This window comes from Mucilaginibacter paludis DSM 18603, from assembly GCF_000166195.2.
GTDB classification, from domain to species: Bacteria; Bacteroidota; Bacteroidia; order Sphingobacteriales; family Sphingobacteriaceae; genus Mucilaginibacter; species Mucilaginibacter paludis.
The window spans coordinates 5,622,228-5,649,187 of sequence record NZ_CM001403.1 but is presented as its reverse complement, the minus strand read 5'-3'; the positions used below and the strand labels follow the sequence as shown (position 1 = coordinate 5,649,187).

15 protein-coding genes are annotated in these 26,960 nt (G+C 43.7%); 9 read left to right on the top strand and 6 right to left on the bottom strand.

Going from position 1 to position 26,960, the window contains the following annotated elements; genetic code table 11:
- The first annotated feature begins 285 nt into the window (after window positions 1-285).
- From MUCPA_RS23775 to MUCPA_RS23735, 9 genes are all read left to right on the top strand, one after another.
- The gene (locus tag MUCPA_RS23775) at window positions 286-2,616 is read left to right on the top strand and encodes a glycoside hydrolase family 31 protein (RefSeq protein ID WP_008509855.1); all 2,331 of its coding nucleotides are present in this window, start codon (window positions 286-288) and stop codon (window positions 2,614-2,616) included.
- 275 nt (window positions 2,617-2,891) lie between these two features.
- Complete coding sequence (locus MUCPA_RS23770) at window positions 2,892-6,884, top strand: hybrid sensor histidine kinase/response regulator transcription factor (protein WP_008509854.1); 3,993 nt, start codon at window positions 2,892-2,894, stop codon at window positions 6,882-6,884.
- A gap of 410 nt (window positions 6,885-7,294) precedes the next feature.
- Window positions 7,295-10,294: a SusC/RagA family TonB-linked outer membrane protein gene (locus MUCPA_RS23765; RefSeq protein WP_008509852.1), complete on the top strand. Its 3,000-nt coding sequence runs from the start codon at window positions 7,295-7,297 to the stop codon at window positions 10,292-10,294.
- Window positions 10,295-10,316: 22 nt separating this feature from the next.
- Window positions 10,317-11,948 (top strand): RagB/SusD family nutrient uptake outer membrane protein, encoded by a 1,632-nt coding sequence (locus tag MUCPA_RS23760; protein WP_040626344.1) that lies wholly within the window; start codon window positions 10,317-10,319, stop codon window positions 11,946-11,948.
- 106 nt (window positions 11,949-12,054) lie between these two features.
- The gene (locus MUCPA_RS23755; protein WP_008509850.1) at window positions 12,055-13,908 is read left to right on the top strand and encodes a GSCFA domain-containing protein; all 1,854 of its coding nucleotides are present in this window, start codon (window positions 12,055-12,057) and stop codon (window positions 13,906-13,908) included.
- 3 nt (window positions 13,909-13,911) lie between these two features.
- Window positions 13,912-14,295, top strand: coding sequence for an SxtJ family membrane protein (locus tag MUCPA_RS23750; RefSeq protein ID WP_008509849.1), 384 nt, complete (start codon window positions 13,912-13,914; stop codon window positions 14,293-14,295).
- 20 nt (window positions 14,296-14,315) lie between these two features.
- Window positions 14,316-14,465, top strand: coding sequence for a DUF5989 family protein (locus MUCPA_RS38350; protein WP_008509848.1), 150 nt, complete (start codon window positions 14,316-14,318; stop codon window positions 14,463-14,465).
- 4 nt (window positions 14,466-14,469) lie between these two features.
- Window positions 14,470-16,257 (top strand): carbamoyltransferase family protein, encoded by a 1,788-nt coding sequence (locus MUCPA_RS23745; RefSeq protein WP_008509847.1) that lies wholly within the window; start codon window positions 14,470-14,472, stop codon window positions 16,255-16,257.
- Between the two features lie 737 nt (window positions 16,258-16,994).
- Complete coding sequence (locus MUCPA_RS23735) at window positions 16,995-18,107, top strand: PAS domain-containing sensor histidine kinase (protein WP_008509844.1); 1,113 nt, start codon at window positions 16,995-16,997, stop codon at window positions 18,105-18,107.
- Window positions 18,108-18,164: 57 nt separating this feature from the next.
- On the opposite strand, the gene MUCPA_RS23730 is transcribed toward MUCPA_RS23735, so the two are convergent.
- From MUCPA_RS23730 to MUCPA_RS23700, 6 genes are all read right to left on the bottom strand, one after another.
- Window positions 18,165-18,521 carry a response regulator transcription factor gene (locus MUCPA_RS23730; protein WP_008509842.1) on the bottom strand — a complete coding sequence of 119 codons (357 nt, stop codon included), beginning with the start codon at window positions 18,519-18,521 and terminating at the stop codon, window positions 18,165-18,167.
- A gap of 4 nt (window positions 18,522-18,525) precedes the next feature.
- Window positions 18,526-20,052: a PAS domain-containing protein gene (locus tag MUCPA_RS23725; protein WP_008509841.1), complete on the bottom strand. Its 1,527-nt coding sequence runs from the start codon at window positions 20,050-20,052 to the stop codon at window positions 18,526-18,528.
- A gap of 731 nt (window positions 20,053-20,783) precedes the next feature.
- Entirely contained in the window at window positions 20,784-21,395 is a 612-nt protein-coding gene (locus tag MUCPA_RS37880; protein WP_008509839.1) for a TetR/AcrR family transcriptional regulator, read from the bottom strand.
- Window positions 21,396-21,428: 33 nt separating this feature from the next.
- Window positions 21,429-22,721, bottom strand: a complete 1,293-nt coding sequence (locus MUCPA_RS23710) for a TolC family protein (protein WP_008509838.1) — start codon at window positions 22,719-22,721, stop codon at window positions 21,429-21,431.
- 19 nt (window positions 22,722-22,740) lie between these two features.
- Window positions 22,741-25,833 (bottom strand): efflux RND transporter permease subunit, encoded by a 3,093-nt coding sequence (locus MUCPA_RS23705; RefSeq protein ID WP_008509835.1) that lies wholly within the window; start codon window positions 25,831-25,833, stop codon window positions 22,741-22,743.
- 10 nt (window positions 25,834-25,843) lie between these two features.
- Window positions 25,844-26,911, bottom strand: a complete 1,068-nt coding sequence (locus tag MUCPA_RS23700) for an efflux RND transporter periplasmic adaptor subunit (protein ID WP_008509832.1) — start codon at window positions 26,909-26,911, stop codon at window positions 25,844-25,846.
- Window positions 26,912-26,960 lie beyond the last annotated feature (49 nt).

Here is a 26,960-nt window from a genome sequence, read left to right as displayed (position 1 = left end):
CTTGCGCTAAACGTTTTATTTCATATGGCCTTCCTGTTGTCCTGTTTAATTCATCTTGAGTGAGGTATGTCTGCTCTTTGCCTTTGCCGTGATTTTATATTTGAGAAATGAATTTTGTGTAAGCCGGTTATTAGCCGGGCAATGATTAACAACACTCTTTAGATGCTTAATATTTAAAATTCGATAGTTTCAACGAGAGTGCTATTTTTTTCATCATGCTTATGGTTTGGCATATCGGTCGGTCATTTACATTTACAGGTATTATAAACCAATTTCAAAATCAATATGAGGAATAAATTAACAGGTGCTGTTACGCTCCTGCTCTTAACAACACTATCGTTTGCTCAGGATTTTCAAAGAACCCAATTAGGAGTAAAAGCCAATGCACAATTCATGGACATTGAGGTCCAATTTTTTTCTCCCACGATTGTCAGAATCATCAAAATACCTGAGAGCTCTTCATTGAACAAGCGCAGTCTGTCCGTGATCAAGAGCCCAGAACAGACAGTCCTTATAGTTAATCAAGAAAATAATAAGGTGCATTTAAAAAGCACTTCTTTACAAGTGGAGCTTAATTTAAAAACGGGTAAAATTTCATTTTCAGATTTAAATAGTCATCCCATTTTTACGGAAAAAGATTATGGCACTCAATTTACGGCGATAACGGATGCAGGACTAAAAAGATTTTCGGTCAGGCAGGCATTTATGCTCGGAAAAGATGAAGCCATCTATGGTCTCGGTCAGCAGCAGACTGGAAAAATGAACCAACGCAACCAGAAAATATACCTTTCAAATCAAAACACAAAGGTTTGTATCCCTTTTATCCAGTCGGTGAAAGGTTACGGAATTTTTTGGGATAACTATTCACCAACTACATTTAACGATAACCTACAGGAAACCTCGTTTGATTCCGAGATCGGAGACTGTTCAGATTACTATTTCATGTGGGGAGGCAGTGGTGATGGCGTAGTGGCCCAAATGCGAGACCTGACTGGTCAGGCACCAATGATGCCTTTATGGGTCTATGGCTACCACCAATCAAAAGAAAGGTATAAAACACAGGATGAGTTGCTTAGTGTGGTAAAAAAATACCGCGACCTGAAAGTACCATTAGACGGCATTGTACAGGACTGGCAGTATTGGGGTAAAGATAGTTTATGGAACTCCATGTCATTCGATCCCGCTACATACCCCAACCCCAAGGGCATGGTCGACAAGGTTCACCAATTAAATGCCCACCTCTTTATTGTTGCATGGCCGGGCTTTGGGCCGTTAACCAAACAATATGCTGAATTTAAGAGCAAAAATATGCTGATCGATTTTGATACCTGGCCGCCTAACTCGGGGGCAAAGCCTTATGATCCTTATAATCCTGCAAGCCACGCTATTTATTGGGATTACCTGAATAAGGGTGTATTCTCTTTAGGCACAGACGGATGGTGGTTGGATTCTACCGAACCGGACCATATTAATATCAAAGATAAAGACTTTGACCAGCCCACCTATCTCGGCTCTTTCAGAAGTGTCATCAATGCATTCCCTTTAGAGCATGTTGGCGGAATTTACGACAGCCAGCGCAAAACCACTTCTCAAAAGCGTGTAACCATTTTTACCCGTTCGGCATTTGCCGGGCAGCAGCGTTACGCCGCAAACACCTGGAGTGGCGATGTTGTTTCCACCTGGCCTACGTTACAAAGGCAGATTCCGGCCGCATTAAATTTTTCGCTCAGCGGTATTCCGTATTGGAATGCTGATATAGGTGGTTTCTTTGCCGGAGCCTTCAATAAAGGCGGAGGTGCTAAAAATCCCGAATTCCAGGAGTTGTATACCCGGTGGCTGCAGTTCGCCGCATTTACACCAATGATGCGGTCGCACGGAACCGACATTCCGCGGGAAATATATCAGTTCGGGCAACCCGGCGATAAAACTTATGATGTTTTAGCCAAGTTTATCAATTTGCGCTACAGCCTTTTGCCTTATATCTACGCTACCGCCTGGGATGTAACTCATCATTCAGGGTCCATTATGAGGGCGTTGTTTATGGATTTTGAAAAAGACCAGCAAGTGTATAACATTGGAAACCAGTACATGTTCGGAAAATCGCTGATGGTTTCACCGGTTACTCAAGCAGGGCAAAAAGAGCAGGCTGTGTATCTTCCCGGAGGCGCTTTATGGTATGATTTCTGGACAGGTAAAGCCTATGATGGCGGCAAATCCATCACCGCTGCCACACCTATCGATATTCTGCCCTTATATGTAAAGGCGGGTACAATCATACCATGGGGCCCTCAGGTTCAGTTTGCCGAAGAAAAAAAATGGGATAACCTGGAGATCAGGGTTTATCCCGGCGCAGACGGCGATTTTACCTTATACGAGGATGAAAACGACAACTACAATTATGAAAGCGGAAAATATACTGAAATTCCGTTCCACTGGGATAATAAGTCACTGACGCTGACCATCGATAAAAAGAAAGGTGGCTTTGCGGGTACGCTGGTTAGCAGAAAATTTAATATCATACTGGTAACCGAAACAAAAGGTACAGGAGCACAATTAAGCAAACAAGCTGATAAGGTAATCAATTATAAAGGAGCGGCACTTTCTGTTAGCATGTAATTTTAACCCAGGAGCACATAAACTAATAGTTTATGTGCTTGTTTAATATTTATAACCTCAACTTAATTAAGTTAACTTAATTGTATTACGGCCTTATTAAATTGTATATTTAAGCCTGATTATAAACCTGGCCGAACCCTGATCAGAAGCTTGGCCGTATAAATTTATTCATAGTTGAAACAATCGGCATCCCTTATGGGCTACTGATCAGGTTTCAGTGCGCCGCTAAGGCCGGATTTGAAAAGAAGGGATCATCCGAGATAAAACAGACCAATGTGAGAAGTTTTTTTTTCTTAATCGTATTGTTAATCGGCAAGGGGCTATTCGCCCAGCAATTCCGTGCTTTCACGCCAATTGAAAGCAGTAACGGACTTTCAGAAAACAGCGTCCGGACTATTAACCAATTGCCCGACGGCAGGATAGCTATCGTTACCCAGGGGATGGTTAATCTGTACAACGGAACTTCGTTTCAATATATCCATATTAATGATGAGTATATCTATCCGCTAAGCGGCTACCTTGGCTTTCACCATGCGTATGTTGAAAATGAGAAACGCCTTTGGCTCAAAACACAGGGAAAATTGATGCTCATTGATCCAAGTACGGAACGTTATGAAGAACATCCCGAAAAAGTACTGCAATCGCTTGGGGTTTCGGAGCCTTTGTCGGATTTTTTCATGGACTCTGACAAGGGGTTATGGATGGTTACGGTATCAGGCAAGTTACTTTACCGCAACCTGGGCACCCGCAAAACGGTAACTTATTTACCCGGAATAAGCTCTCCGGCAAAATCCGCAGATCCCGTTTATGATATTGTGGTGCTCAATGGCACCTTATATATCTTCTATCGCTCCGGCTTTGTAACTACCTATAACATGGGTACCAAAAAGGTGATCTCTACACAGAACACACTGGAAGGGCAGTTGCCCAACGGCTATCAAAGTACATTATATGTTGTTCCGGCTAATCATACCCTTTACCTTTTACGAAACGGTGTGCGGGGTATTATGCTGACACTTAACCAGGCAAGTAAAAAATGGGAAAAAGTAATCGAAACCAATTATTGGCTTAACTCCTTATCTGCCGGCCCAACCGGAGAAATTATTGTAAGTTGTAGAAAGGGGTTGTGGATGATGGATAATGGTTTACATAACATCAAATTCAGTCCTACACTTCACCTTGTTGATGGCAGGCTGATTGACATTGAAGTGAGCAACTTGTTTTTTGACCGGCAAGGCGGCCTTTGGCTGGGCACACTCAATAAAGGGCTGTTGTATTATCATCCTGACCGCTTTCGATTTAGAAATATCGGCAAATCCCTTTTTCCCCTGCCCGAAAACCAGGAATTGTATGTTACCGCATTCGCGGAAGACAAGGCGGGACAGTTGCTGATCGGTACTGATAAAGGAGTGTATCGCTATTCCGACAAAATGGAAAGGTTAACGCTTTACTCGCCGCTTTTCAGCGGAGTAAACTGTAGCGCCATGTTAAACGATCATCAGGGAAATATATGGATGTGTACCGATAAGGGCTTGTTTATTATATCTGCAAAAGGCATCAAAAATTACCCTATAGGCAACCTTAATCATATACTCGAAACAAAAGACGGCCACTTTTATATTTGCACTAATGACAACGGCCTTATTGAATTTGATCCGGCTACGGATAAGTATCATAGGGTTGATGTAAAAAAAAGCGATCAGGATAAGATTAGCTCTGTGCAGCAAGTTGTTGAATACGATGGCACCCTCGTTGGTATTGGTAACGGCGGCTTATTTATTTACGATACAGACAACAAGCAACTCAGAATAATTGACCGGCAACATTCGGCAGGTATGCTAAATCATAATAACCGGGCGTACAGCTGCCTGCTGGCCGACAGCAGGGGACTATTGTGGTTTGGAACACAAGACGGTTTAAATGTGTGGGATGGTAAGAAAAAAAAGTCACTTAGTTTTCATACGGACGAGGGGTTGGTAAACAATACCATCAAATCAATTATAGAAGATAGCCAAAAATCAATCTGGGTTTCAACCTCTAACGGAGTATCGTGTGTGCGGGTAGGTAACAGTAACGGAGAGCCTCATTATAGCTTTACCAATTTTAACCGGTATGACGGTGTGATCAACAACGAATTTGTGCAACGCTCGGCCTTCATAACCGGGGATGGAACACTACTGCTGGGCGGAATAGACGGTTTTAATAAAACAGATGTGCGAAGGATTTTTGTGGCCAGGAACAATCTTGATCCGGTATTTGTGGATTTACAGGTTTTTGGCAAGCTAATTAAGCCCGGAGAGGTGTATCAAGGAAACAAAATTCTTGAAAAATCAATCCTGGCATCTCAATCAATCCTATTAAAATACGACCAGAATTTTATTAGCCTCGGGTTCTCGGCCCTTAATTATGTAAATCCATCGCAAACCTATTACCGGTATTTTTTAGACGGCGTTGACAAAAACTGGCATGAGACAGCCGCGCCCGACGGTGTTGGCCGAGCTACATATACCGACCTGGCTCCCGGCGCTTACCTGCTTAAAGTGCTGGCCGCAGATAATAGCGGCAATTGGGGTGGAAAAATGGCAACACTGAAAATTACCGTATTGGCACCCTGGTGGAAAACATCCTTTATGTTTGTACTGTATGGCATAACCGGGCTTGGGTTTATCTCGCAGATCATTTCTTGGTACATCAAAAAAAACAGGGCAAAGCAGCTAAAAATACAGCAGCAAAAACTGGATGAAATGAAATTCAGCTTTTTTACCAATATGAGCCATGAGTTAAAAACCCCACTCACGCTAATCCTTACTCCGCTGGAGGTGATTTTAAAAAATACAGGAGACCAATTGCTTAAAAAACAGTTAAACGGGATATACCGCAATGCACAATCCTTGCTAACGCTGGTTAACCAGTTGCTTAACTTTAGGCGCCTGGAATTGAATGAAGAAGCCCTTCATTTAAATTACTGTGATATTGATGAGCTCACGGAAGCATTATGCCGTCCTTTCCATGAACTGGCGGCAAGTAAGGGCATTAACTTTCAAAAAACTTGTCCCTCGGGCCTATGGCTTTACCTTGATAAAGATAAGTTTGCCATGATGCTGAATAATCTTTTATCAAATGCTTTTAAGTTTACGCCCGAATCTGGCAGCATCAGCGTAAAGGTTGAAGAGGGTGTGATGCCGGATGGTTCACACCAGGCCATAGCTGTTAGCGTAACAGATACAGGCAGGGGTATATCCAGCAATGATCTTTCTAAAATTTTCAACCATTTTTTTCAGGCTGATAACCAGGCTGATATTGATACAGGCAGCGGAATCGGGCTACATCTTGTTAAGGAGTACGTACGCTTGCACCATGGCTCTGTTGAAGTAAAAAGCTACCCCGGAAAGGGAAGCGTTTTCACCCTGTATATCCCATCCGATCTGAAACCTGAAATAGCAGACAAGCTTAAACCGGCGCTGGATGAGAACGGGAAAAAAAACGCGGTTACCATTTTAATTGCGGAAGATAATGAAGAGTTCCGTCATTTTTTGGATGAGCAATTAAACAAGCGTTACCATATCCTCCTCGCATCAAACGGAAAAGAGGCATTGGACATGGTTCTGAAACAATTACCCGACCTGGTAATCAGCGATATTATGATGCCGGAGATGAGCGGGCTTGAACTATGCGATGCGCTGAAAAAAAATGTGACCACCTCGCATATCCCGCTATTGCTCTTAACTGCCCGTTCGTCGGATGAATCGCAATTTGAAGGATACCAGGTGAGGGCTGACGCTTATATCACCAAACCTTTCAATATCGATATCCTGTTTATACGCGTCCGTAATCTGCTCGAACAACAGGAGCAACGGAAGCAGTTGTTCAAAAAAGCTATCGTTATCCAACCTGCCATGGTAACGGCATCCAGCATTGATGAAAAATTGATAAAAAGGGCGCTGGACTGTGTAGAAAAAAACATTGATAACGCTCTTTATTCTGTAGAGGAATTTAGCAGTGATATGAATATGGAACGGTCTGGCTTATACCGTAAGCTGGTTTCAATCATCGGGCAAACCCCCTCTGTATTTATCCGTTCGGTAAGGCTGAAAAAGGCAGCGCAGCTGTTAAGCCAGCGGCAGTTATCAGTGGCAGAAATTTCAGACCGGGTAGGCTTTAGTAACGCCGCGTATTTCAGTAAGTGTTTTCAGGAAGAGTTTAACGTAAAGCCCTCTCATTATGCTGATTATGCCCTTGCTGCTGTTACCTCCCCTACAGCTAAATGAGGCTTCTTAATCACCCGATTCCAGTTCGCCGCCACCCTGCCCGTTAACCCGATTTAGCCCCAGCAAGGCATATTCCCCCCTCAATACTAATTGTTTCATCACCAGTATTATTTATTTCAACGTGAGTGTTGTCTTCGCAAGGCCGTTCACATCTAAGTTTGTGTAAGCTGATAGCCAAGATCAGCAAAATTATAAACCAATTTATTTACAAAAATAAGATTAAAGCCGGGGCCTTGATGAGGGGTGCTGCATTTATCAATTCAATAAAAAAACATAACCAGTAAACTTAAATATTAACCAACTAAACCAAACGATATGGAAAAATCCCGTTAGCGTACTTTGTGACGGTTAACAGTTATTGTTAACCGCGATTTATCGAACAATATAAACCAATATTATAACCTAATTTCATGAAAAAAAATAGACTTTATTTAAGGTATAAGCTGCTTTTTGCCTTTTTTTTGGCATCCGCCTTCACACTATGCGCCCATGCCCAAACCGGCAGCATCAAAATAAAAGGCAAGGTAAAGGATGCTAAAGGGATTGCGCTCCCTGGTGTAAGCATAAAAATTAAAGGGACACAGGGTGGCGCACAAACCTCACTGGAAGGCGACTTTGTATTGACGGCCCCCGGTAATGCCACGCTGGTTTTCACGTTCGTAGGATTTACCACTCAAGAGGTTCCAGTTAATAACCGTACCGTCATCAACGTTGTGCTTACAGATAACAACCAGGCACTAAGCGAAGTGGTAGTCATCGGATACGGGGCACAGCGAAAAGCCGATGTAACCAGTGCGGTAACTACGGTAAAATCAACTGACTTTGTAACAGGGCCGGTTTCGGACGCGGCCGGACTGCTTAAAGGAAAAGTTGCGGGCCTTACCGTTTCAACCCCCTCCGGCGATCCCAATGCCCAATCTCAGATCATGCTGCGCGGTAATAACTCCTTGTATGGCAATCTGGGATTACTGTATATCATCGATGGTGTACCCGGCGACTTGCTAACGGTAGCGCCTGAAGATATTGCAGAAATATCGGTATTAAAAGATGGTTCGTCCGCGGCAATTTATGGGGTACGTGGCTCAAATGGGGTAATTATCATTACCACCAAGCACGCAACGGGCAGTGCAATTAACCAGGTGGATTACAATGGTAATGAAACGTACAGCCAGATCTCCAAGAAACCTGACCTGCTTACCGGGGATGATTACCGCAGGCAGATTGCAGCCGGTACCAGGGATCCAAATTATGATCTGGGAAGCAATACCAATTGGATAAAGGCGATGAGCAATAGTTTCCCGGTTTCACACATCCATGGGCTTACCTTCAGGGGAGGCAACGACCAGACCAATTACTTGGCTTCGCTGAATTACCGCTATAATCAGGGGATATTTCTGAAAAGTGATCATCAGCAGATCACCGGGCGTGTCGACATTAACCACATCATGCTGGATGGTAAACTGAAGTTTAACCTCGGCCTGCTCCAAACTAACTTTAACGACCATCCTTTTAATACCTACGATTATGAGCAGCAGCTAAAAATGAACCCTACTGCCCCCGTAAGGATGCCGGATGGAAGCTTTTACCAGGAACCTAACAATTTTGAGTACCAAAATCCCGTATCTGATATCTACAATACCGATCAGCCGCAAACCAGCTTCAACAGTAAATACAATGCAACAATAACTTACCTGCCTGTTGTAGGCTTAAGGCTTTCCGCCATCGGTTCCTACACCAAGCACGGTTACCTGAACCGCTATTTCGCCAATTTCGACAACATATCAACCATCCGTGATAAACAGAACGGCGTGGCCGATATTTCACAGGGTCAATCTGTTGACAGATACCTCAACTTATCGGCTGAATATTCAAAATCTATCGGAGACCATCGCTTAACGCTATTAGGCGGGTACGAATATCAGGATAACAATACTTTTACTACCCAGATGGATAATCATAATTTCCCGACAGACTTGTTTGGTTATAATGATATTTTTACGGGCGCTGCGTTGAAACTTGGAAACGCAAATATGGCCAGTAGCCAAAGCCTCACCAACCTGATCAGCTACATCGGCCGTTTAACCTATAACTATAAAGAGAAATACCTCTTGCTGGCAAGCTTACGTATTGATGGCGCCAGTCAATTTTATGGCGCGGCACATCCTTTTGGTAAATTTCCTGCTGTACAAGCCGGCTGGAGGATAACCAAAGAATCGTTTATGGAAGACCAAAAGATATTTGATGACCTGAAGTTGCGCGTAGGCTATGGAATTACCGGTAACCCTCCAAGAAAATCGTTCCTGGCTGTGGGCTTACTTGATTATGGTAATTCTGTTTTATATAACGGGCAGTTTATCCAGACATTGTCCCCTTCGCAGAACGCCAACCCCGGCCTTCGCTGGGAAGAAAAGCATGAAACCGATCTGGGATTAGATTACAGCATGTTTAAAGGGCTCATTACGGGTACTATAGATGCCTATAAGCGCAAGGTTACAGACTTGTTGTACAATTTCGCGGTGCCAAGTCCGCCCAACCTTTACCCTTATACGTTTGCCAACGCCGGAACGATGGAAAACAAGGGGCTTGAGGTGGTAATCAATATCAATGCTATCAAAAAAAGGGATTTTCAATGGACAACCTCTTTCAATTTCTCTACTAACTCCAATAAACTGATCAGCTTGTCTAATGATATCTATCAGACTACCAGTGATTTTTTCACAACCGGAAATACAGGCGATCCTATTACAACATCTACTAACATCGTGCGGGTAGGGCGTAACATAGGTGATTTTTATGGATTTAAGGTTACAGGTGTATCATCGGACGGCAAATGGATATACCAGGAACCTGATGGTACCACCAAACCATACGACCAATTTAATCACAATTTTAATGATAAACAGGTACTTGGAAATGGTATCCCTAAATATTATGCCGGTTGGAATAATACCCTCCACTATAAGGATTGGGATTTTGGTGTGACTATGCGTGGCGCATTTGGTTTTCAAATTTTGAATTCCTTGCGGATGAATTATGAAAACACGTCTGTTACCAATTACAACCGGTTAAAATCATCAGAGGATAAAGTATTTGGTACCGCGGTATTAAATAAAACTGTGCCGCTTGAATTTAACAGCTATTATATTGAAAACGGCGATTACTGGAAAATTGACAACATTAACCTGGGCTACACCTGGCGTAAGCTGAAATCAAAATTCGTACACAATCCGAGGATCTATATTTCTACCGTAAACACCTTCACCATTACCAAATACAAAGGCCTCGATCCTGAAGTTGACCGTTTTGGTGATGTAAACGGGGATTCACAGGGGCTTTCGCCCGGCGTGGAATCTCGTGATACCTACCCTACCGTCAGAACTTTTACTATCGGGCTTTCGGCCAGTTTTTAATCCAAGCATTATCAAAATTGAAATGAAAAAGACATATTTAATAATTAGCGGAATAATGGTTTTGTTTGGAAGCTTTTCCTGCACAAAACTTGCCACCAAAAACTATGGGCAAATCATATCCAGCGAATTTACGCCCGGCCCCGCCGATGTAGCGGCTTTGGTAGGTGCCCCATATACCAACTGGAGAACCTTGGAACTGGGCAGAAGCTCCAACGCGATATGGCGCACAAATGAAATTTCGGCGGACGAAGAGGTAATCCCTCAAAGGCCAAACGGATGGGTAGATGGCGGTGTTTACAGGCGTATGCACACCCATAAATGGACAGCTGATGAAGATAACAGCTACCAGATATGGACTAACGCTTATGCGGGTATCACCGGATGCAACCGGTTACTTTATCAGATAGATGCGGGCCTGATACCGGTAGTGGCATCCGGAAAGGCACCGCTTGAAGCAGAACTTAAAGTACTTCGTGCATCTTTTTACTACGCCCTGATCGATTTTTTTGGCAATGTACCCATCGTAACCAAGTTTGATTTGCCGGCAGGTTTTGTACCTACGCAAAGCAGCAGGAAAGAGGTATATGATTTCATTATTTCGGAACTGACCACCAATGTACCATTATTAAGCACGCTGAATGACGGCACCACATACGGAAGGTTTAATAAATGGGCGGGTGAGGCCTTGTTAGCTAAAATGTATCTGAACGCGGGTGTTTATACCGGTACACCAGATTATGCAAATTGCATAACAGCCTGTAACGCTGTTATCGCTTCAGGTCTTTATTCGCTCGAAGCCAATCAGGCCAGTGTTTTCCTGCAGCAAAACCAAAACTCCAAGGAGATCATATTTGCTATACCCTTCGACCAGACCTATACAGCGGATGGCAGCACGGCATGGACCTTGCACATGGAAACGCTTCAGCCAGAAAACCAGGCAACATACAACTTTCAAAACTCACCCTGGGGAGGGATTTGCGCTATCCCGCAGTTTATCAGCACATTCGACCCTCAGGATAGCCGCCTGGCCAGCAATTGGGTACAAGGCCAGCAATATACAGCCGCCGGCGTGCCGTTAAATGGATCGTTAGGCGCTTTTAAAGATAAGCCCCTGGCTTATATTAATGCTCTTCCGGGTGTAGATTCATCCGAAGAAGTTCACGGTTTCAGGTTAGGTAAATACCAGATCGTTTCAGGAGAACTGGTTGGCATGAGCAACGATTTCCCGTTGCTGCGCTACGCTGATGTGCTGATGATGAAAGCAGAGGCATCGTTAAGATCAGGAGATGCCGTTACCGCTGCCACCCTGGTTACCCAGGTGCGTCAAAGGGCATTTACCAACAATCCGGCTAAAGCTGTTGTTACAGCGGCTCAGCTTTTGTCGGCAACTACGGTGTATGATTACGGATTGAACAATCACTTGCAAACAACCCACGAAACCGTATCTGATATTCAGTACGGCCGTTTTCTGGACGAATTAGGCTGGGAGTTTGCCCAGGAAGGAAGACGAAGACAGGATTTGATCCGGTTTGGGGTATTTACTAAAAAATCGTGGTTGTCCCATTCACCCAACGGCGATTACCGCACCTTACTGCCAATACCCACCAGTGCGCTTCATACCAACGGTAACCTTAAACAAAATCCGGGATATTAACAAGGAATAAAACTACACCTCAGCACAATAACCTGGCGGGTTAGCATTAAGCTGCCCTGCCAGGTTATTACAATTATTTAAAGCGATTATGAAAGTTCGGTGATCCATGAAAGAAATACCATTATCTAAAAATAAATTAAAGTGGTTTAAGATACTGGCCATGATTACACCCGTTGTGATACTGATTTTATTTGAGCTTACTCTACGCTTTGCCGGATACGGGCACAATACCGATCTGTTTATCCGCTATCCAGATGACCCGTCCTATTGGGTTATGAATAAATACGCATCCGCACGCTATTTTTCAGACACGGTAAACGCTACGAAAGGGAACATTGAGGCTTTCAAAGTTAATAAAACTGCCAATACGGTAAGACTGTTTGTACTTGGCGAATCCACAACAGCCGGATACCCATATGGCCATAACGGGTCCTTTCATCGCTGGTTGTACTACCGGCTGATGAATACTTATCCCGGCATCCATTTTGAAGTTATCAATCTTTCCTTAACCGCGGTTAACTCCTATACCGTACTGGATTTCGGGAAACAACTCGTGGATTATAAAGCAGATGCCGTGCTGATCTATACCGGGCATAATGAATATTATGGTGCCTTAGGCGTAGGTTCAACCAGCCATATCGCTAACAACCGTACATTGGTAAGACTGGTTCTTCAATTACGCCGCTCCCGCATTGTTCAGTTAATTGAGTCCTGCTTGAGGAACCTCAAAAGCGGAACAAAAACAAGTGTTAATCAAAGAGAGAACCTGATGAAAAGAATGGCTGCCAGCCAGCAGATCAGATATGGTTCCGAAGAGTACAATACAGGTATCACACAGTTTCAAACCAATATGGATGAACTGTGCCAGGTATTGCAGCACAGATCCATCCCCGTGTTTTTAAGTACCTTGGTTAGTAACGAAAAAGACCAGCCGCCTTTTATCAGCGGCGGGGAACGAGCAAACGCCAGGGCTGAATTTAAAAAAGCGGATTTACTGTATGCTTCGGGCAATTACGGCTTAGCTAAACAACTATTTGTTAAAGCAAAGGAACTTGACCTGCTACGTTTCCGGGCACCAGACACCCTCAATAGGCTCATTACCGCGCTTGCGGCAAAGTATAAAAATGTTCACCTGGTTGATGCCAGAAAAATCTTTGAAGCACATTCACCGCACCAGGTATTGGGAGCCGAAACGCTTTTAGAGCATGTCCATCCCAATCTATATGGTTATGCACTTCTATCAGAAGCTTTTTATCAATCTATTCATCAATCAAAGCTCATCAAAGCAACCATTGGACAGGAAATGTCATTTAAGGATCTTTTAAGGCGGATGCCTGTTACGAGGATGGATTCGCTTTACGGAGCCTATACTATTATGATGTTAAAATCCGGATGGCCATTTAACGAACCGATACCTGTTGATTATAAGCGTGGAAATTCATTGGACGAACAATTGGCAGGTGCTTTAGCGGTCAACAGAATCAGTTGGACCGATGCGATAAACCAGTTATTTCAGCAAAGCATGAAATCAAAAGACTATAAGACTGCGTTGAAAGCTGTTGAAGCAGCACTGCTTGAATCTCCCCAAAATATAACCTACAAAATTTATGCTGCCAGGCTCAGTTTTGATCTTGGCAATTTCACAGATGCTGTTTTTTATTTTAAAACGGCTTTTGACCAGCAGCCATCATTCGAGAATATCCGCAATATGTACCTCGTGTATTTAAAAACAGACCAACCGGAAAAATCAATACCCTATATTGAGGTTGGCATACGTCTGCATCCCCGGGATCTTTCTTTGTCAGTCATGCTGGCTACGGTTAAGGATATCGTGAAAGCAAAAACCAGGCTCGCTCTATCCCCGAAGGACGCATCCCTGAAAGAAAGAATATCATTAGATTACCAGGTTATAAGCATTGATGATGTTGCCGGGAAATATAGAACAATCCTACTTAAATAAGTTATGACTAATAAACCGATCAATAGAAAATTCGGACTGGTAACGGGTATAGCCTGCCTTATTTTCAATATATGCCTGGCGGTGTTTAAACACAGTACCAATATGTTACCAGGCGCTACGGGTCTAATCCTTTTGTTGGCCGCCCTCACGGTTCCGGATTTCTTAAATCCAATCCGGATCGTTTGGAACAAAATCGGCGAAATCTTAGGTTTACTCAATACCACAATAATCTTGTCCATTATGTTTTTCCTGATTATTACCCCAATCAGCATATTACTGAGGCTTTTTAAAAAACGTGCAATCGAAACGGAATGGCAGGAGCAGAAGATAAGTTACTGGCAGCCTTCGGAACAATATGAAAAGGGATCGTACAAGCAACAGTTTTAATTCATCTTAAAATATATCATATGGAAATAGTAATTGAGTTTTTTCACTTCCTGCAGTCCCGTAAGCGCTACTGGTTATTGCCACTGTTTGCAGTGCTCTTTTTATTGGGGCTTTTACTGGTGCTGGCGCAGGGATCAGCACTGGCGCCATTCATCTACACTTTATTTTAAGGGCATGTACATTCTGGGGATCTCTGCTTTTTTTCATGATAGCGCCGCCTGCCTTCTAAATGATGATTCAATCGTTGCGGCCGCACAAGAGGAACGGTTTACCCGGAAAAAAAACGACGAAAGGTTCCCTGCATGTGCTGTAAGTTATTGCCTGCAGGCGGCCGGGATCGGATTAGATCAAGTGGACTACATCGTCTTCTACGAAAAACCTTTTTTAAAATTCGAGCGTCTTTTAGAAACCTCTTTATCCTTCGCTCCGAAAGGTTTTTTATCATTTACGAAGTCAATGCCGCTCTGGTTAAAAGAAAAGCTATTTTTAAAAAAGAAGCTTCTACAGGAACTGAAGAAAATAGACCAGCGATTTGATAATCAGAAGGTTAATTTACTTTTCAGCAGCCATCACATGTCGCACGCGTCTTCCGCTTTTTATCCTTCTCCTTTTAACCATGCCGTAATACTGACAGCCGACGGAGTAGGCGAATGGACAACCACTTCTGTATCGATAGCCGAGGGTAATAGAATCAAATTTATCAAAGAAATTAGATTCCCCCATTCCATTGGCCTGTTATATTCTGCATTTACCTATTATTTAGGTTTCAAGGTAAACAGCGACGAGTATAAGGTTATGGGATTAGCGCCGTATGGTAACCCCCGGTTTGTAGACCTCATATTCAAACACCTGGTGGATCTCAAAACAGACGGTTCGTTCCGGTTAAATTTAAAATACTTCGGCTATTGTACAGGTCTTACCATGACAGGCGTAGCATTTGAGCTATTATTCGGTAATCCACGCCGTGAGCCGTTAATGCCCGTCACCTCGTTTCACATGGATGTTGCCCGGTCTATCCAGGTGGTTATCGAGCAGATCATGTTAGCGATAACTACTACCCTATTCCAGGAATTAAAGATCGATAACCTTTGCATGTCAGGTGGTGTAGCGTTAAATTGTGTGGCGAATAGTAAAATACTTCGTCAATCGGGCTTCAAAAACATTTGGATACAACCGGCTTCCGGCGATGCGGGAGGTGCTTTAGGGGCCGCATACGCAGTATACTACGATTATTTAGAAAACCCGAGACTTATAACATCGCCAAGCGATAAAATGCAAAACGCATTACTGGGACCGTCGTTTCAGGATAACGATGTTAAAACGGAGCTATTAAACCAAAACGCCACGTTTGAAGAGTTGACCAAAGACAACTATTACAGTGCCGTAGCGGATCAAATAGCAAACGGAAAAGTAGTGGGGTATTTCAGAGGTAGAATGGAATTTGGTCCGCGGTCACTCGGGGCGCGAAGCATCCTTGCAGACCCACGCAACCACAGGATGCAATCCATACTCAATCAAAAAATAAAATTCAGGGAATCCTTTCGTCCGTTTGCTCCGGCAATTTTAGAGGAACATGCTCCATCCTACTTTGACATCACTGAAAAAAGCCCGTATATGATGCTCGTAGCCGATGTTACTGAAGACGTCAGGATTTATCCAGATAAACAGAAACAAGTTCTGCACGGATTTGATTTGCTAAAGCAGATCCGGTCAACAATTCCTGCTGTAACACATGTGGATTTCTCCGCAAGGGTACAGACCGTTGGACAGGATAGCCATCCTGATTTTTATAACCTGATAAACGCTTTTTATAAGATTACAGGGTGCCCGATACTCATCAATACCTCCTTTAACAGGATGAACGAACCGATAGTCAACACTGTATCTGATGCACTGGCCTGCTTCGGGCAAACTGGAATTGATGTTTTGGTGATCGGGCGTTTCCTAATCAGGAAGAAGTAAAATTTTAGCAACTAACAAAATGCATGGCATAAGCCCCAGATCGTGAATTTCGATTCAATTATTAATTCGAAATTTTGTTAGCTGCCTAACCGGTCACCCATAAGTAATAGTGGGCAGGTATCCCTTGATAATCGAGCAATTTAGTATATGATATTTTAATACGATTTTGATTAATGGCATTGGTGATGGATGTTTATTCATCATTAGTAACAAAACCATTAGTAACAAAACTACAGGCCGAGCATGCTTGTACAAATGATCCAAGTCCCGGAAAAACTTGATCTGTGTCAATCTATAAAAAACCACCCAAGTAACTCATTTCATCACCCTTAATGATAGCGATCAATCTACAAGCACAAAGTATTCCACGCATTTACAGGTATAAAGCAATGTCACGAAAACATTTCATAAATATTTTACTTAAACAGTTTACCTGAAAGAACTGTTTATTTTTTACCTGGCGGTAGTAATACCAAAATATGCTTCTCCTTTTTTGCTTAGCTACAAAGCCCTCCGATACACTTAGCAATGGTTTATTTTTAATAACGAGCATCATTCAGGGCTTCATTTGTTTATAGGTTATGCCGCCAAAAGCGATTCTTGCGAGTTAGTATTAACCAGCCCTGGATATCAATTGCTGAATTCTGATAAACAGTTATATCCGTCTCAGATGATGAAAATCTATATGTCGGTTAAATAAAGTATTTTTGTCCCGAAATCGAATCTGATAACTTCTCATGAATAATAATAGTGGCGAATTTACTAACCCTGAAAAACATAACGATTCCGGATTGACCGAACCTCTCCAGGAGATGGATATAGCGAAGATTGCTCTTGATTCTGCCAATGTTGGCATCTGGATTATGGACCCCGTCTCCGGGAAATTCCTCCCCTCGGAACGTACCAGGGATTTATTCGGATTTTTGCCTGGAGCTGATATGTCTTTTGAGGATGCCATGTCAAGGGTTGTTGATAAATACAGGAAAAGTGTAAAGCTCGCTATTGAGAATGCATTTAAAAAACAGCATACCCTTTACATTGAATTTCCGATTACGGGCTTTGCCGATCAGAAACAAAGATGGTTGAATGTAACCGGGGGATTTAGTAGCTCAACAGCCACCAACAGCTATTTCTCGGGGATTATTATGGACGTTACCGAGCAGAAGCAAAATGACCTGAGACGGAGTAAATTTATTGGCATGGTTAGCCATGAGCTAAAAACGCCGCTTACCGCCTTGAAGGCTTATGTACAGATGCTCAATAACTGGGCTAAAAAACAGAAAGATAATTTTACGATAGGGGCACTATCAAAAGTGGATAAGCAGGTTAAAAAAATGCTTAACATGATTAATAGCTTGCTTAATTTATCCGGTGCCGAAGCCGGTAAAATACATTTGAAAAAAGAAGAGTTTAGGCTTGATGTATTGATCAACGAGGTGGTGGAAGAAACTTTATTTATAACTTCTACTCATCATATCGTTACCTCTCCCTGCGATTCGGTTACCATCAACGCCGATCGTGAAAAAATAGAACAGGTACTGGTAAACCTGCTGAGCAATGCAGCAAAATATTCTGATAAAACTGCGGAAATAGAAATAGGTTGCACCGTACGCGGCGATAATGTGGAGGTAAGCGTAAGAGACCAGGGGCTTGGTATAGCGCCTGCGGATATTCAAAAGCTTTTTTTGCCTCATTACCGTGTGGAAAGTAAAGAAACAGAAAAAATTGCAGGTTTTGGTATAGGGCTTTATCTGTGTGCCGAAATCATCAACAGGCACCATGGTAAGATATGGGCAGAAAGCGAACCTGGCAAAGGGAGCACATTTAAATTTACGCTCCCGGTTGGGTAAGCTTTAGCGAAACCGTAATTTAATCCCTGAAAATTCAATTCGCGCTTATTGCAGTAATTATACCAATTGTTTTTCAACTATCGCTACCAGGTCATCAATGTCGTAGGGTTTTTCCAGGAAGTCGTCTGCACCGGCTGCGTAAGCGATTTCCTTTCCCTCCTTACTTGCTGAAATGACCACAATTGGAATGTGCCTCATTGATCCATTGTTGCGAAGTTGCCTCACTACCTGGTCGCCAGACAGGCCGGGCATCCAAAGGTCTATAAGCAACACATCCGGCTGTTCCTGTTCTATTAAAGATGCAACAGCGCCGCTATCAATAACAGCTATCACTTGGTGCCCTGCATCTTCTAAAATAAGGCGTGTGATATCCAGTATCTCCTGTTCATCATCACATACCAGTATTTGGCTCATATCATTAACGGTTAATAGGAATGGTAAAACTAAAAACAGCACCCTTGCCTTCCTGGCTCTCTACCCACAACGTGCCTCTGTGCTCTTTGATAATCTCGTTACTTACATACAACCCGATGCCCACTCCTGGAAACTTTTCCGAAATCTGGTCCGCGCGGTAAAAACGCTCGAAAATACGTTTATGATCCCGTTCATGGATGCCTACCCCGGTATCTGTAATGGATACTTTAACATATTCGGGCAAGATGCAGGTATGAACTATGACCTCTTTGCCTGTAGGCGAATATTTAACCGCATTATTGAGTAAGTTGAGTAAAACCTGCTCCAACCGTCCAAAATCGGCTGTAACCTCGATATCCGAAGAACCTTTCATCACCAATTTATGGGTCTGGGTTGTTGCCTGCACACCATTAACCGATTCGATGATTAACTGTTGAAAATTGAATTTCGAAAAAATCAACTCGACTTTACCCGACTGGATCTTTGAGACATCCAACAGATCGTATATTAATTTTTCCAGCCTGGCGATTGATTTGGATGCTGTTTCAAAACCGCTCAGGTATTGGGTATCGTTATTCTGCTGGGCTTTTCTTTGCAGCAACTGAAGATTTCCTTTAATACTGGTTAAAGGCGTTTTCATTTCATGGCTGGCTATACTGATAAAATCCTCTTTACGCTGCTCTATTTCTCTTTGTTCAGTGATGTCTTCTATGGCCAACAATATCCTGTTCTGGTATTTTCCCTTCAGCGTAACCTGGCGCGCGTTTAATACCAATAGCTTTCGGCCGATATTTGGAAACTCATTTTCAATTTCGAAACCTTCAAAGGGATTGTTGTTGGGCAAAACATTGATCAAAAGGTTTCTTAATTCAGGTAAATTCCATTGACCATCGTTATGCTCAAAAAGAACCCTGCCCCGAATGTCATTTTCAGCCACTTTAAAAAAGCGGCAAAAATGATCATTCACACTCAGCACCCTCATTTTTTCATCCAGCACCACCAGGCTTTCGCGTATAGTTTCGATGATACTGGCCAGATATGCTTCACTCTCCTGTAAATCTTCCGTACGCTCTAAAACACGTTCCTCCAAATTCTGCTTTTCGGATGCTAACGCATCTTCTGCTTCTTTTCTGCGGGTAATGTCATTTTGTATCCCAATAAAGTTGGTAACGTTTCCATCCCTGTCTTTAACGGGCGAGATCATCAGTTCGTTCCAAATCATCCGGCCATTTTTTTTATAGTTCCGGATCTCTACCTGGCAATGTTCGCCGTTTTTTATCGCCTCACGAAGCCGGCGCCTACCCTCCTGCTCATTGTCGCCATCCTGCAAAAAGCGGCAGTTATGGCCTATAATTTCTTTGTTGGTATATCCAGTAATGGATTCAAATGCTTTATTGCAATAGATGATAGGTTCATCAGGCTGGGTATGATCTGTGATCACCACGCCATGGTTGGATGCGCTGACCGCGGCTGCAAATAACCGGATATCTGTTTGGCCTGTATTTGGTAGTCGCTTTAAAAAATCATCCATAGATTCATAGTACAGCTTAAAAAAATATAGTAAAGGTTAATTAATAACATGATTTCTAAAAAATAGTTTGATAATTATTGCTTGATTTAATCAATAGCTATAAAATCGGGACACAACTTATCAGCTTTTTTAAATTTCAGGCCATGGAAAAACCGATTTTCAAGTTTTGATGCATACTGAAGCAATCGTGAGGATTTGAAGCCTATGGCATCTTGATGCCGGCCCGGAATGGAAACCGGCCGCTGTAGATCATAAAATTTAAAGGCACGAATAATCGTTGTCAGAACAGTCCAAATTGAATACGAAGCCGCACAAATGTGGATGATACTCTCTTGTATTTAAGGGCATTGCAGGTATACCGGGTAACAACGGCAACCTATCCGTATGATTACCATCGTTAAGTCAAGAATACCTGCCCTTGACTTATAATTTGGTTAACCTACGGTTATTTATGTGGACACACACACCTCTATATTTTTGCCAGGTAAGTAATTAGCCAGGTTGATCCCGGCAAAAAAACATCCCGCAAAAATTACAATTTTTATTTGTGCTTTTTCCCGAATTATAATGTTGGTAGCAACGATAATGTATGTTAGCCCTAAGGCAAAAATTAGTAATGCTCAATCAGGACACCGAAACCAAGCTCAAGGCTCGGGATCAAGCAAGCTTGACTTGACACTTTTTTTGCAGCTGGTGTCAAGTCAAGCGTATTTAGTATTTAGAATACTTAGTTAACTGATAGGCAGCTTCAAAAGTCTGTTAAGCTCCCATTCAACCGCATTATGGTAATAGTTTAAAGCCCTGTCGTGGTCGCAAAGCCCGTAGCTTAAATTTAATTGCTTTGCCATGCGGCACGCCATACGAAACAAATGTATAAATGCGATAAAGCGGATCTGGTTATTACAAGTTCTTAGATCGTGTTCAATCCTGTCGAATTCATTTGCGAGCGACTGTATCAGGCTATGCTTAATTTCTATCGCCGGAAATAAAGCGGGATCTTTAAGGTACATACAGATTATTGAAGCCTTGCTGGCATGATCGCAATTAAACTCAACCAGAATTTTCCAGAATGTTTCGATGTTTCCAGCCTGTTTATGCAACCTATGCTTGCTACACGCTATAAAAACCTCCAAAGCATCAAAGCAATGTTTAGTGCATTGGGTAACCAAGCTATCAAGGCAGCAAAAAGTATGGATGATATTAGCGGGGCTAACTTTCGCAGCCATGGCGATCTGCCTGATGGAGATCTGATCGATACCATTTTTACAGATCAATGCAATTGTATGATCTACAATTTGCTGTTTAGCAGTGTTGAGCATTGGTTGAGGTATTTGCGTAGCCATTCTGTTTTAGTTATAAGTAAATGATAAACCTTACTACCTGTTGCCGATATTCCCGGTAGCGTAATCATAGGCCGCCTTTTTAGCCTGAAAATCCGTTAGCGCCGTATTCAGCGTAACTTCAGCCTGCTGGTAGGCGGCCTGGGCATCCAGTACATCACTAACACTATTCAACCCGGCTTTGTAATTGTCATGGTTAACCTTAAGGTTTTCCTCCGCCTGTACAAGGTTATCTTTAGCGTAACTGATCTGTGTCAAAGCGTCTTTCAAATCGTACCAGTACTTCAAAATACCAACCTGTAGTTGGTTGCTGCCGTCGCGCAAATTATTTCTGGCCACCTGTTCGCTCAGCTTCCGCTGCTTCACTTTCTGGCGGTTGCCTCCCCAAAGGTTTTCAGAGATGGGGATACTGAGCGTGCCGAAAGCCAAGGGTGTAAACGAACTGCTGAAAGCACCGTTAAAGGAACCTAATTGCGAAGCGCTCAGGCCCACCGATAAGCTCGGCAAATTGTCGGCTTTGGTAAGCCTTGTTTGCAGGCTGCTGCTTTTTACCTGTAGCGCCAGTAAGCGGTAACTATTGATATTAGATAGTACAGTGTCGGGGTTAATACCCGGCAAAACCGGGTTAACAGCTTTGTTCAGCGTGTCCTGCATCACCATCAGCGAATCAAACGGCATACCGGTGTAAACCGAAAAATCAAACAGGGCAAGCATGCGGCCATTATTCAGCTTGCTTTTGTTAACCATTAACTGGCTAAGCTGTACTTTAACCTTAAGTAGGTCGTTCCGGGCAACAAGGCCTGAGGCAAGCATATCCTTCTGTATTTTAAGGATACTGTTCAGCAGGGTTTCGTTTGCCTTAATGGTTTTACTTTGCTCCTGCAGGTTAACAATGTTCCAGTACTTTTGCTCTGTTAGCAGCAATACGGAGTCTGCCGATTGGCGGGCCAGTATTTTGCTGGTTTCAACCTGCAAAGCGGCAAGCTGATTACTGGTAACTATCTTACCGCCTGCATAGATGCTTTGCGTACCCATTAGGGCACCCGTGTAAATATTACTTATCCCTTTATTAAGTAAACCGGGTATGGCCGGAACAATATCTTTGAATCCGTACAAGGCCACGCCGGTACCACTTACGCTGGGTAAGTAGTTAGCTTTAGCCGCCTTAAGGCCGGCCTCAGCTGAGCTGATGCTTAACTGGCCGTTTTTTATAGCATTACTATAAGCCAGAGCCGCCTGCTTGCTTTGCTCCAGGGATACCGGATGCTGCTGCGCGCCCGCGGCATGTAGCATAAGCAGAAATATAATTGAAAATAGGAGGGTTCTCATGATGATGATTGTTTTTTAATTAAGCTACTTGCGGATTAGTTTCAACCTCATCTTCTTTCCTGAAAAACAACCAGTAGAGAGTAGGCAGAACAAATAAGGTAAGCAGCATGGAGATCAATAAGCCGAAGCAGATAACGGTACCGAGCGGCCCCCAAAGCGGTGATCCGCTGATGATCATTGGAGTAACTCCAACGGCGGCGGCCGACGAAGTTAAAAATATGGGCCTCATCCTCCGCTCGGCAGAGAGCGTTGCCGCCTCTTTTACGGTTTTGCCTTCATGTGCCCGCAGTTCTTCGGCATGGTCTATCAGGATGATCCCGTTACGGACAACGATTCCGCATAAAGCCAGCAAACCCAGGAAAGAAGTAAACCCAAACGGATAGCCAGTTACCAGCAAGCCGAACGATGCGCCAAGCAAACTGAGCGGCATGGTGGTAATACTCAGTAAGGCATGTTTCATTTTTTTGAAATGCCATACCAGGATGAGGAAGATCAGCACGATGCTCATCAGCAGGGCGGTTCCCATAGGACCCTGGTTTTCCATTTGCAGCTCCAACTCACCGCCGTAGGCAATCTCAACGCCTTGTGGTAGCTTAAGCTTTTCAATTTCCGGCTGCATTGCGGCCAGAACGCTGTTGGCTACGGCATGCTGCGCCACATCCATCCTGACAGTGAGTGTACGGATGCTGTTACGCCTAACCACCTCACCATCGTGCCAGTCGGATGCGATGCTGGCCACCTGCCGGAGCGGTACGGTGCTGTTGGTTTGCTGCGATGGGATATTCAGTTCCATTAAATTTGAGGTACTGGTTCTTGAAGCCCTGGGCGCTTTTATTTTAACGTCAATCTGGTAGTTGCCCTCCCATACGCTCGTCGCTTTAATACCGTCGGTATTCATGGCGATGGTATTGGCTACATCACTTTTGGTTAGGCCAAGCCGTGCCAATTCCTGCGTTTTAATATCCAGCTTAACACCTTCTTCCATTTCGTTGTAATCGGTACGCACCCAGGTTACCTGGCTGTTTTTCTTTCCAATAGCAATTACCTTGTCGCCAATGGCTTTTAAATTCTGGATGTTATCGCCCGAAATGCGAACCTCTATCGGGGCTGGCGCACCTGCCATGTTGAGCTGCTTCATCCGTACATAAGCCGATGGGAATATATTGCTGTATTTATGCGTATATTCTGCAATCATCTCTTCGGTCGCTTTATCGGAGGTGGTGTTAACCAGGATCTGGGCATAGTTTTTGGCCGAAAGGTTTGGCGCATACACGGTATGGAAACGCGGCGAGCTGGTGCCAATAAAGCTGGTGTAGTTAACCACCCTCTCATCTTTGCGCATAATGCGTTCCATACCCTTGATTACGCTATCTGTTTGCGCAAGGTTATAGCCGCTGGGCAGGTAAACCTCCATGGCAAACTGATTACGATCAATAGTAGGGAAAAGCTGCTGGGGCAGCTTGCTCATAAATAGCATACCTACAACTACAGATAAAACTCCGAACATTACCGTAAGCCTATAATGTTTGATGGCGTTGCCGATATTTCTGTCGAAAAATGCCTGTAGATAATCAAGCATCGATTTTTTGTCTTTGGGCTTATCTGGATTGTGAAGCCCTTTCCTGATGAATAAGGTGTTAAAGAACGGTACCAGCATCATGGAGATGATAAGCGACAGCACGAGCGCGATGGTAATGGTTACCGGGAAAACGCTGATAAAGTCTTTAGCGGTACCTGTCATAAAAAACATCAGCGGAAAAAATGTAGCCGAGATGGCCAGCGTAGCGGTAAAAACAGATGGAAACAACTCCTGGGCACTGCTTTTAGCGGCTTCCCATACCGACATGCCATGATCTAATTTCTCCACATGGTTGTCAATAACAACGATGGGGTCATCAACAACGATCCCGAGCACCACAATAAGCGCTGCCAGCGTAACCGTATCGAGTTCAATACCGGCCAGGTACATAATACCCAAAGTTGCCGAAATAGTAATAGGGATAGTAGCCGCGGCCACGGCAGCCACCCTGAAAGGCAGCAGCAGCAAGGCAACGATAACCACACCGATAAGCGCGAAACTAAACTCTTTCATAAAATGGGTGATGGATTCGTCAACTACTTCGGGCTGATTAGCCAGCCTAACCAGTTTAATATCGGGCGGCAAATGAGCGCTTACCTTGTCCAACTGTTCCTCCAGCTCTTTACCAAATTTTACAATATTTTTCCCCTTCACCATCTCCAGCGACACAACGATGCTTTTGGTGCCATTCGATGTAATGTAGCTGTCTGGCTCATCATACTCCCGTTTGATTGTAGCGATATCCCGCAGCCTCACAGGATTACCCTTGTCATCCCGTCGTACCACTTGTTCGGCCAGGTCAGCCTCGGTTTTATAAAAGCTGCTCAGGTGTATAGGGCGGTCAATGATCTTCCCATCTTCAGTTCCTGCAGCGCTGATGGCTCCTTCGTTCTGGAGTACGTTCATCAGTGAGCCCGCGGTTACGCCATTTTGCAGTAATTTATTATTATCAACATAAATACCAATCTGCTCATTTAAATTTCCGGTATGGGATATCTTGGCAACATCCTTAACATGTCGCAGCTCAGCTTCAATCTCCTCCACATTTTTTTGAAGCTCTTTGTAGGGGCGGGTAGATGATTCAACAGCCAGCAACAATGCCGATGTATTACCAAAGTCGCTGTTCACCATAATCCCTTTTACCTCGCGTGGCAGTTGCAAGGTGAGTACCCCATTTTTTATCTTATTCCAAAATGCCTTTGTATCGGGCCCGTTCACCTGTTCGGATACTTCCAGGAAAATATACATGATGCCATCCCTGGAGTAGGAGTAGGTTTTTGTTTTATCAACCTCGTTGTTGCTGAACAGGTATTCTTCTACTTTCTTGGTCAGCTGCTCTTCTACTTGCGCCGAAGAAGCTCCCGGGTAAAAGCCAACAATAACACCTTGCCTGATGGTGAAATCTGGAAACTCATTACGCGGCATATTGAACAGGCCTAATATACCCAGCAAAACCAATACCGTTGCCAGAGTTAACGGCAACACATGGTAACGCATGGCCCACTCGATCAAATTACTTTTTTTCTCTTCCATGGCTACCGAATTATTTGATTAAGGTTACCGGTGATTGGTCAGCCAGCTTTTGAAAACCCGAGGTGATCAATTGTTCATTGCCAGTTAACCCGCTGTTGATCGCCATTCCGTTGTTATAGAGCGCGCCTGTTTCTACCTGCTTTCTTTGCGCCTTATTACCTGATGCAATTACGTAAACAAAATTGTGCCCGCTTTCATCTACCTGAACAGCTTCAAGCGGAACAACAATTTCATTGTTGCTTTTTTGAGCTGCCTTCCCCGCCGTGCCGGCCGGAAACGTCACCTTACAAAGCATGCCCGGCCTAAGTTCCTGACCCGCGTTAGCCAGTTTTACCTTGATGTTGTAATTGGCACTGTTATTCAGGGCCAATACGCCAACTTCGCTAATGCGGCCCTCCAAAGGCTGGTTGCCCAAAGCGTCAATTTTAACCAACGCGCGGTTGCCTGCTTTATAAAGATTAATTTCGTTTTCGGGCACTGCCACCAGCACATCTACCGAATGGGTATCCAGCAGTTGTGCCACCGGTTGCCCCGGAGCCGATATGGCGCCCGCCTCTGTACGCTTTTCACCTATAAATCCGCTTTGCGGTGCATAAAGGCGGGTATGAGCTATGTTTTGATAGGTGGCGCGTGCCGAAGAGCTGGCCTGCTCATAATTGGCTTTGGCTTCCAGCATTTTAATTTCGGCTACGCTCCCTTTTTCAAAAACCGCTAAAGTCCGTTTGTAATTCTCTTCGGCAAGTTTAGCCTGAGCCATCTGTGCGTTATACTGGTTGCGATAGGTTGTCTCGTCTACCGTGGCCACCAGTTGGCCTTTTTTCACATAATCTCCTGTTTGAACAGGAAAAGAATTGATGGTTCCGCTTACCTGGAAACTTAAATCTACCGCTTTATCTGCCTGCAGTGTGCCATTGTACACCAGCTGGTTGCCGCTTGTAGCAGAAGCGGTATTAAGATTAATGGCCTGAACGCGAATAGTGTCGGTTTTAGGAGTCTGGCTCTTATTGCCAGAGCAACCCCCTATTGAAATTAATAGCAGGAGGGATGACCCTGTTAGTAAGGTATTGAAGTGATTCATGGTTGTTTTGTTTGTTTATTTTACATTTAACGTTTTATGTATTTTTGTC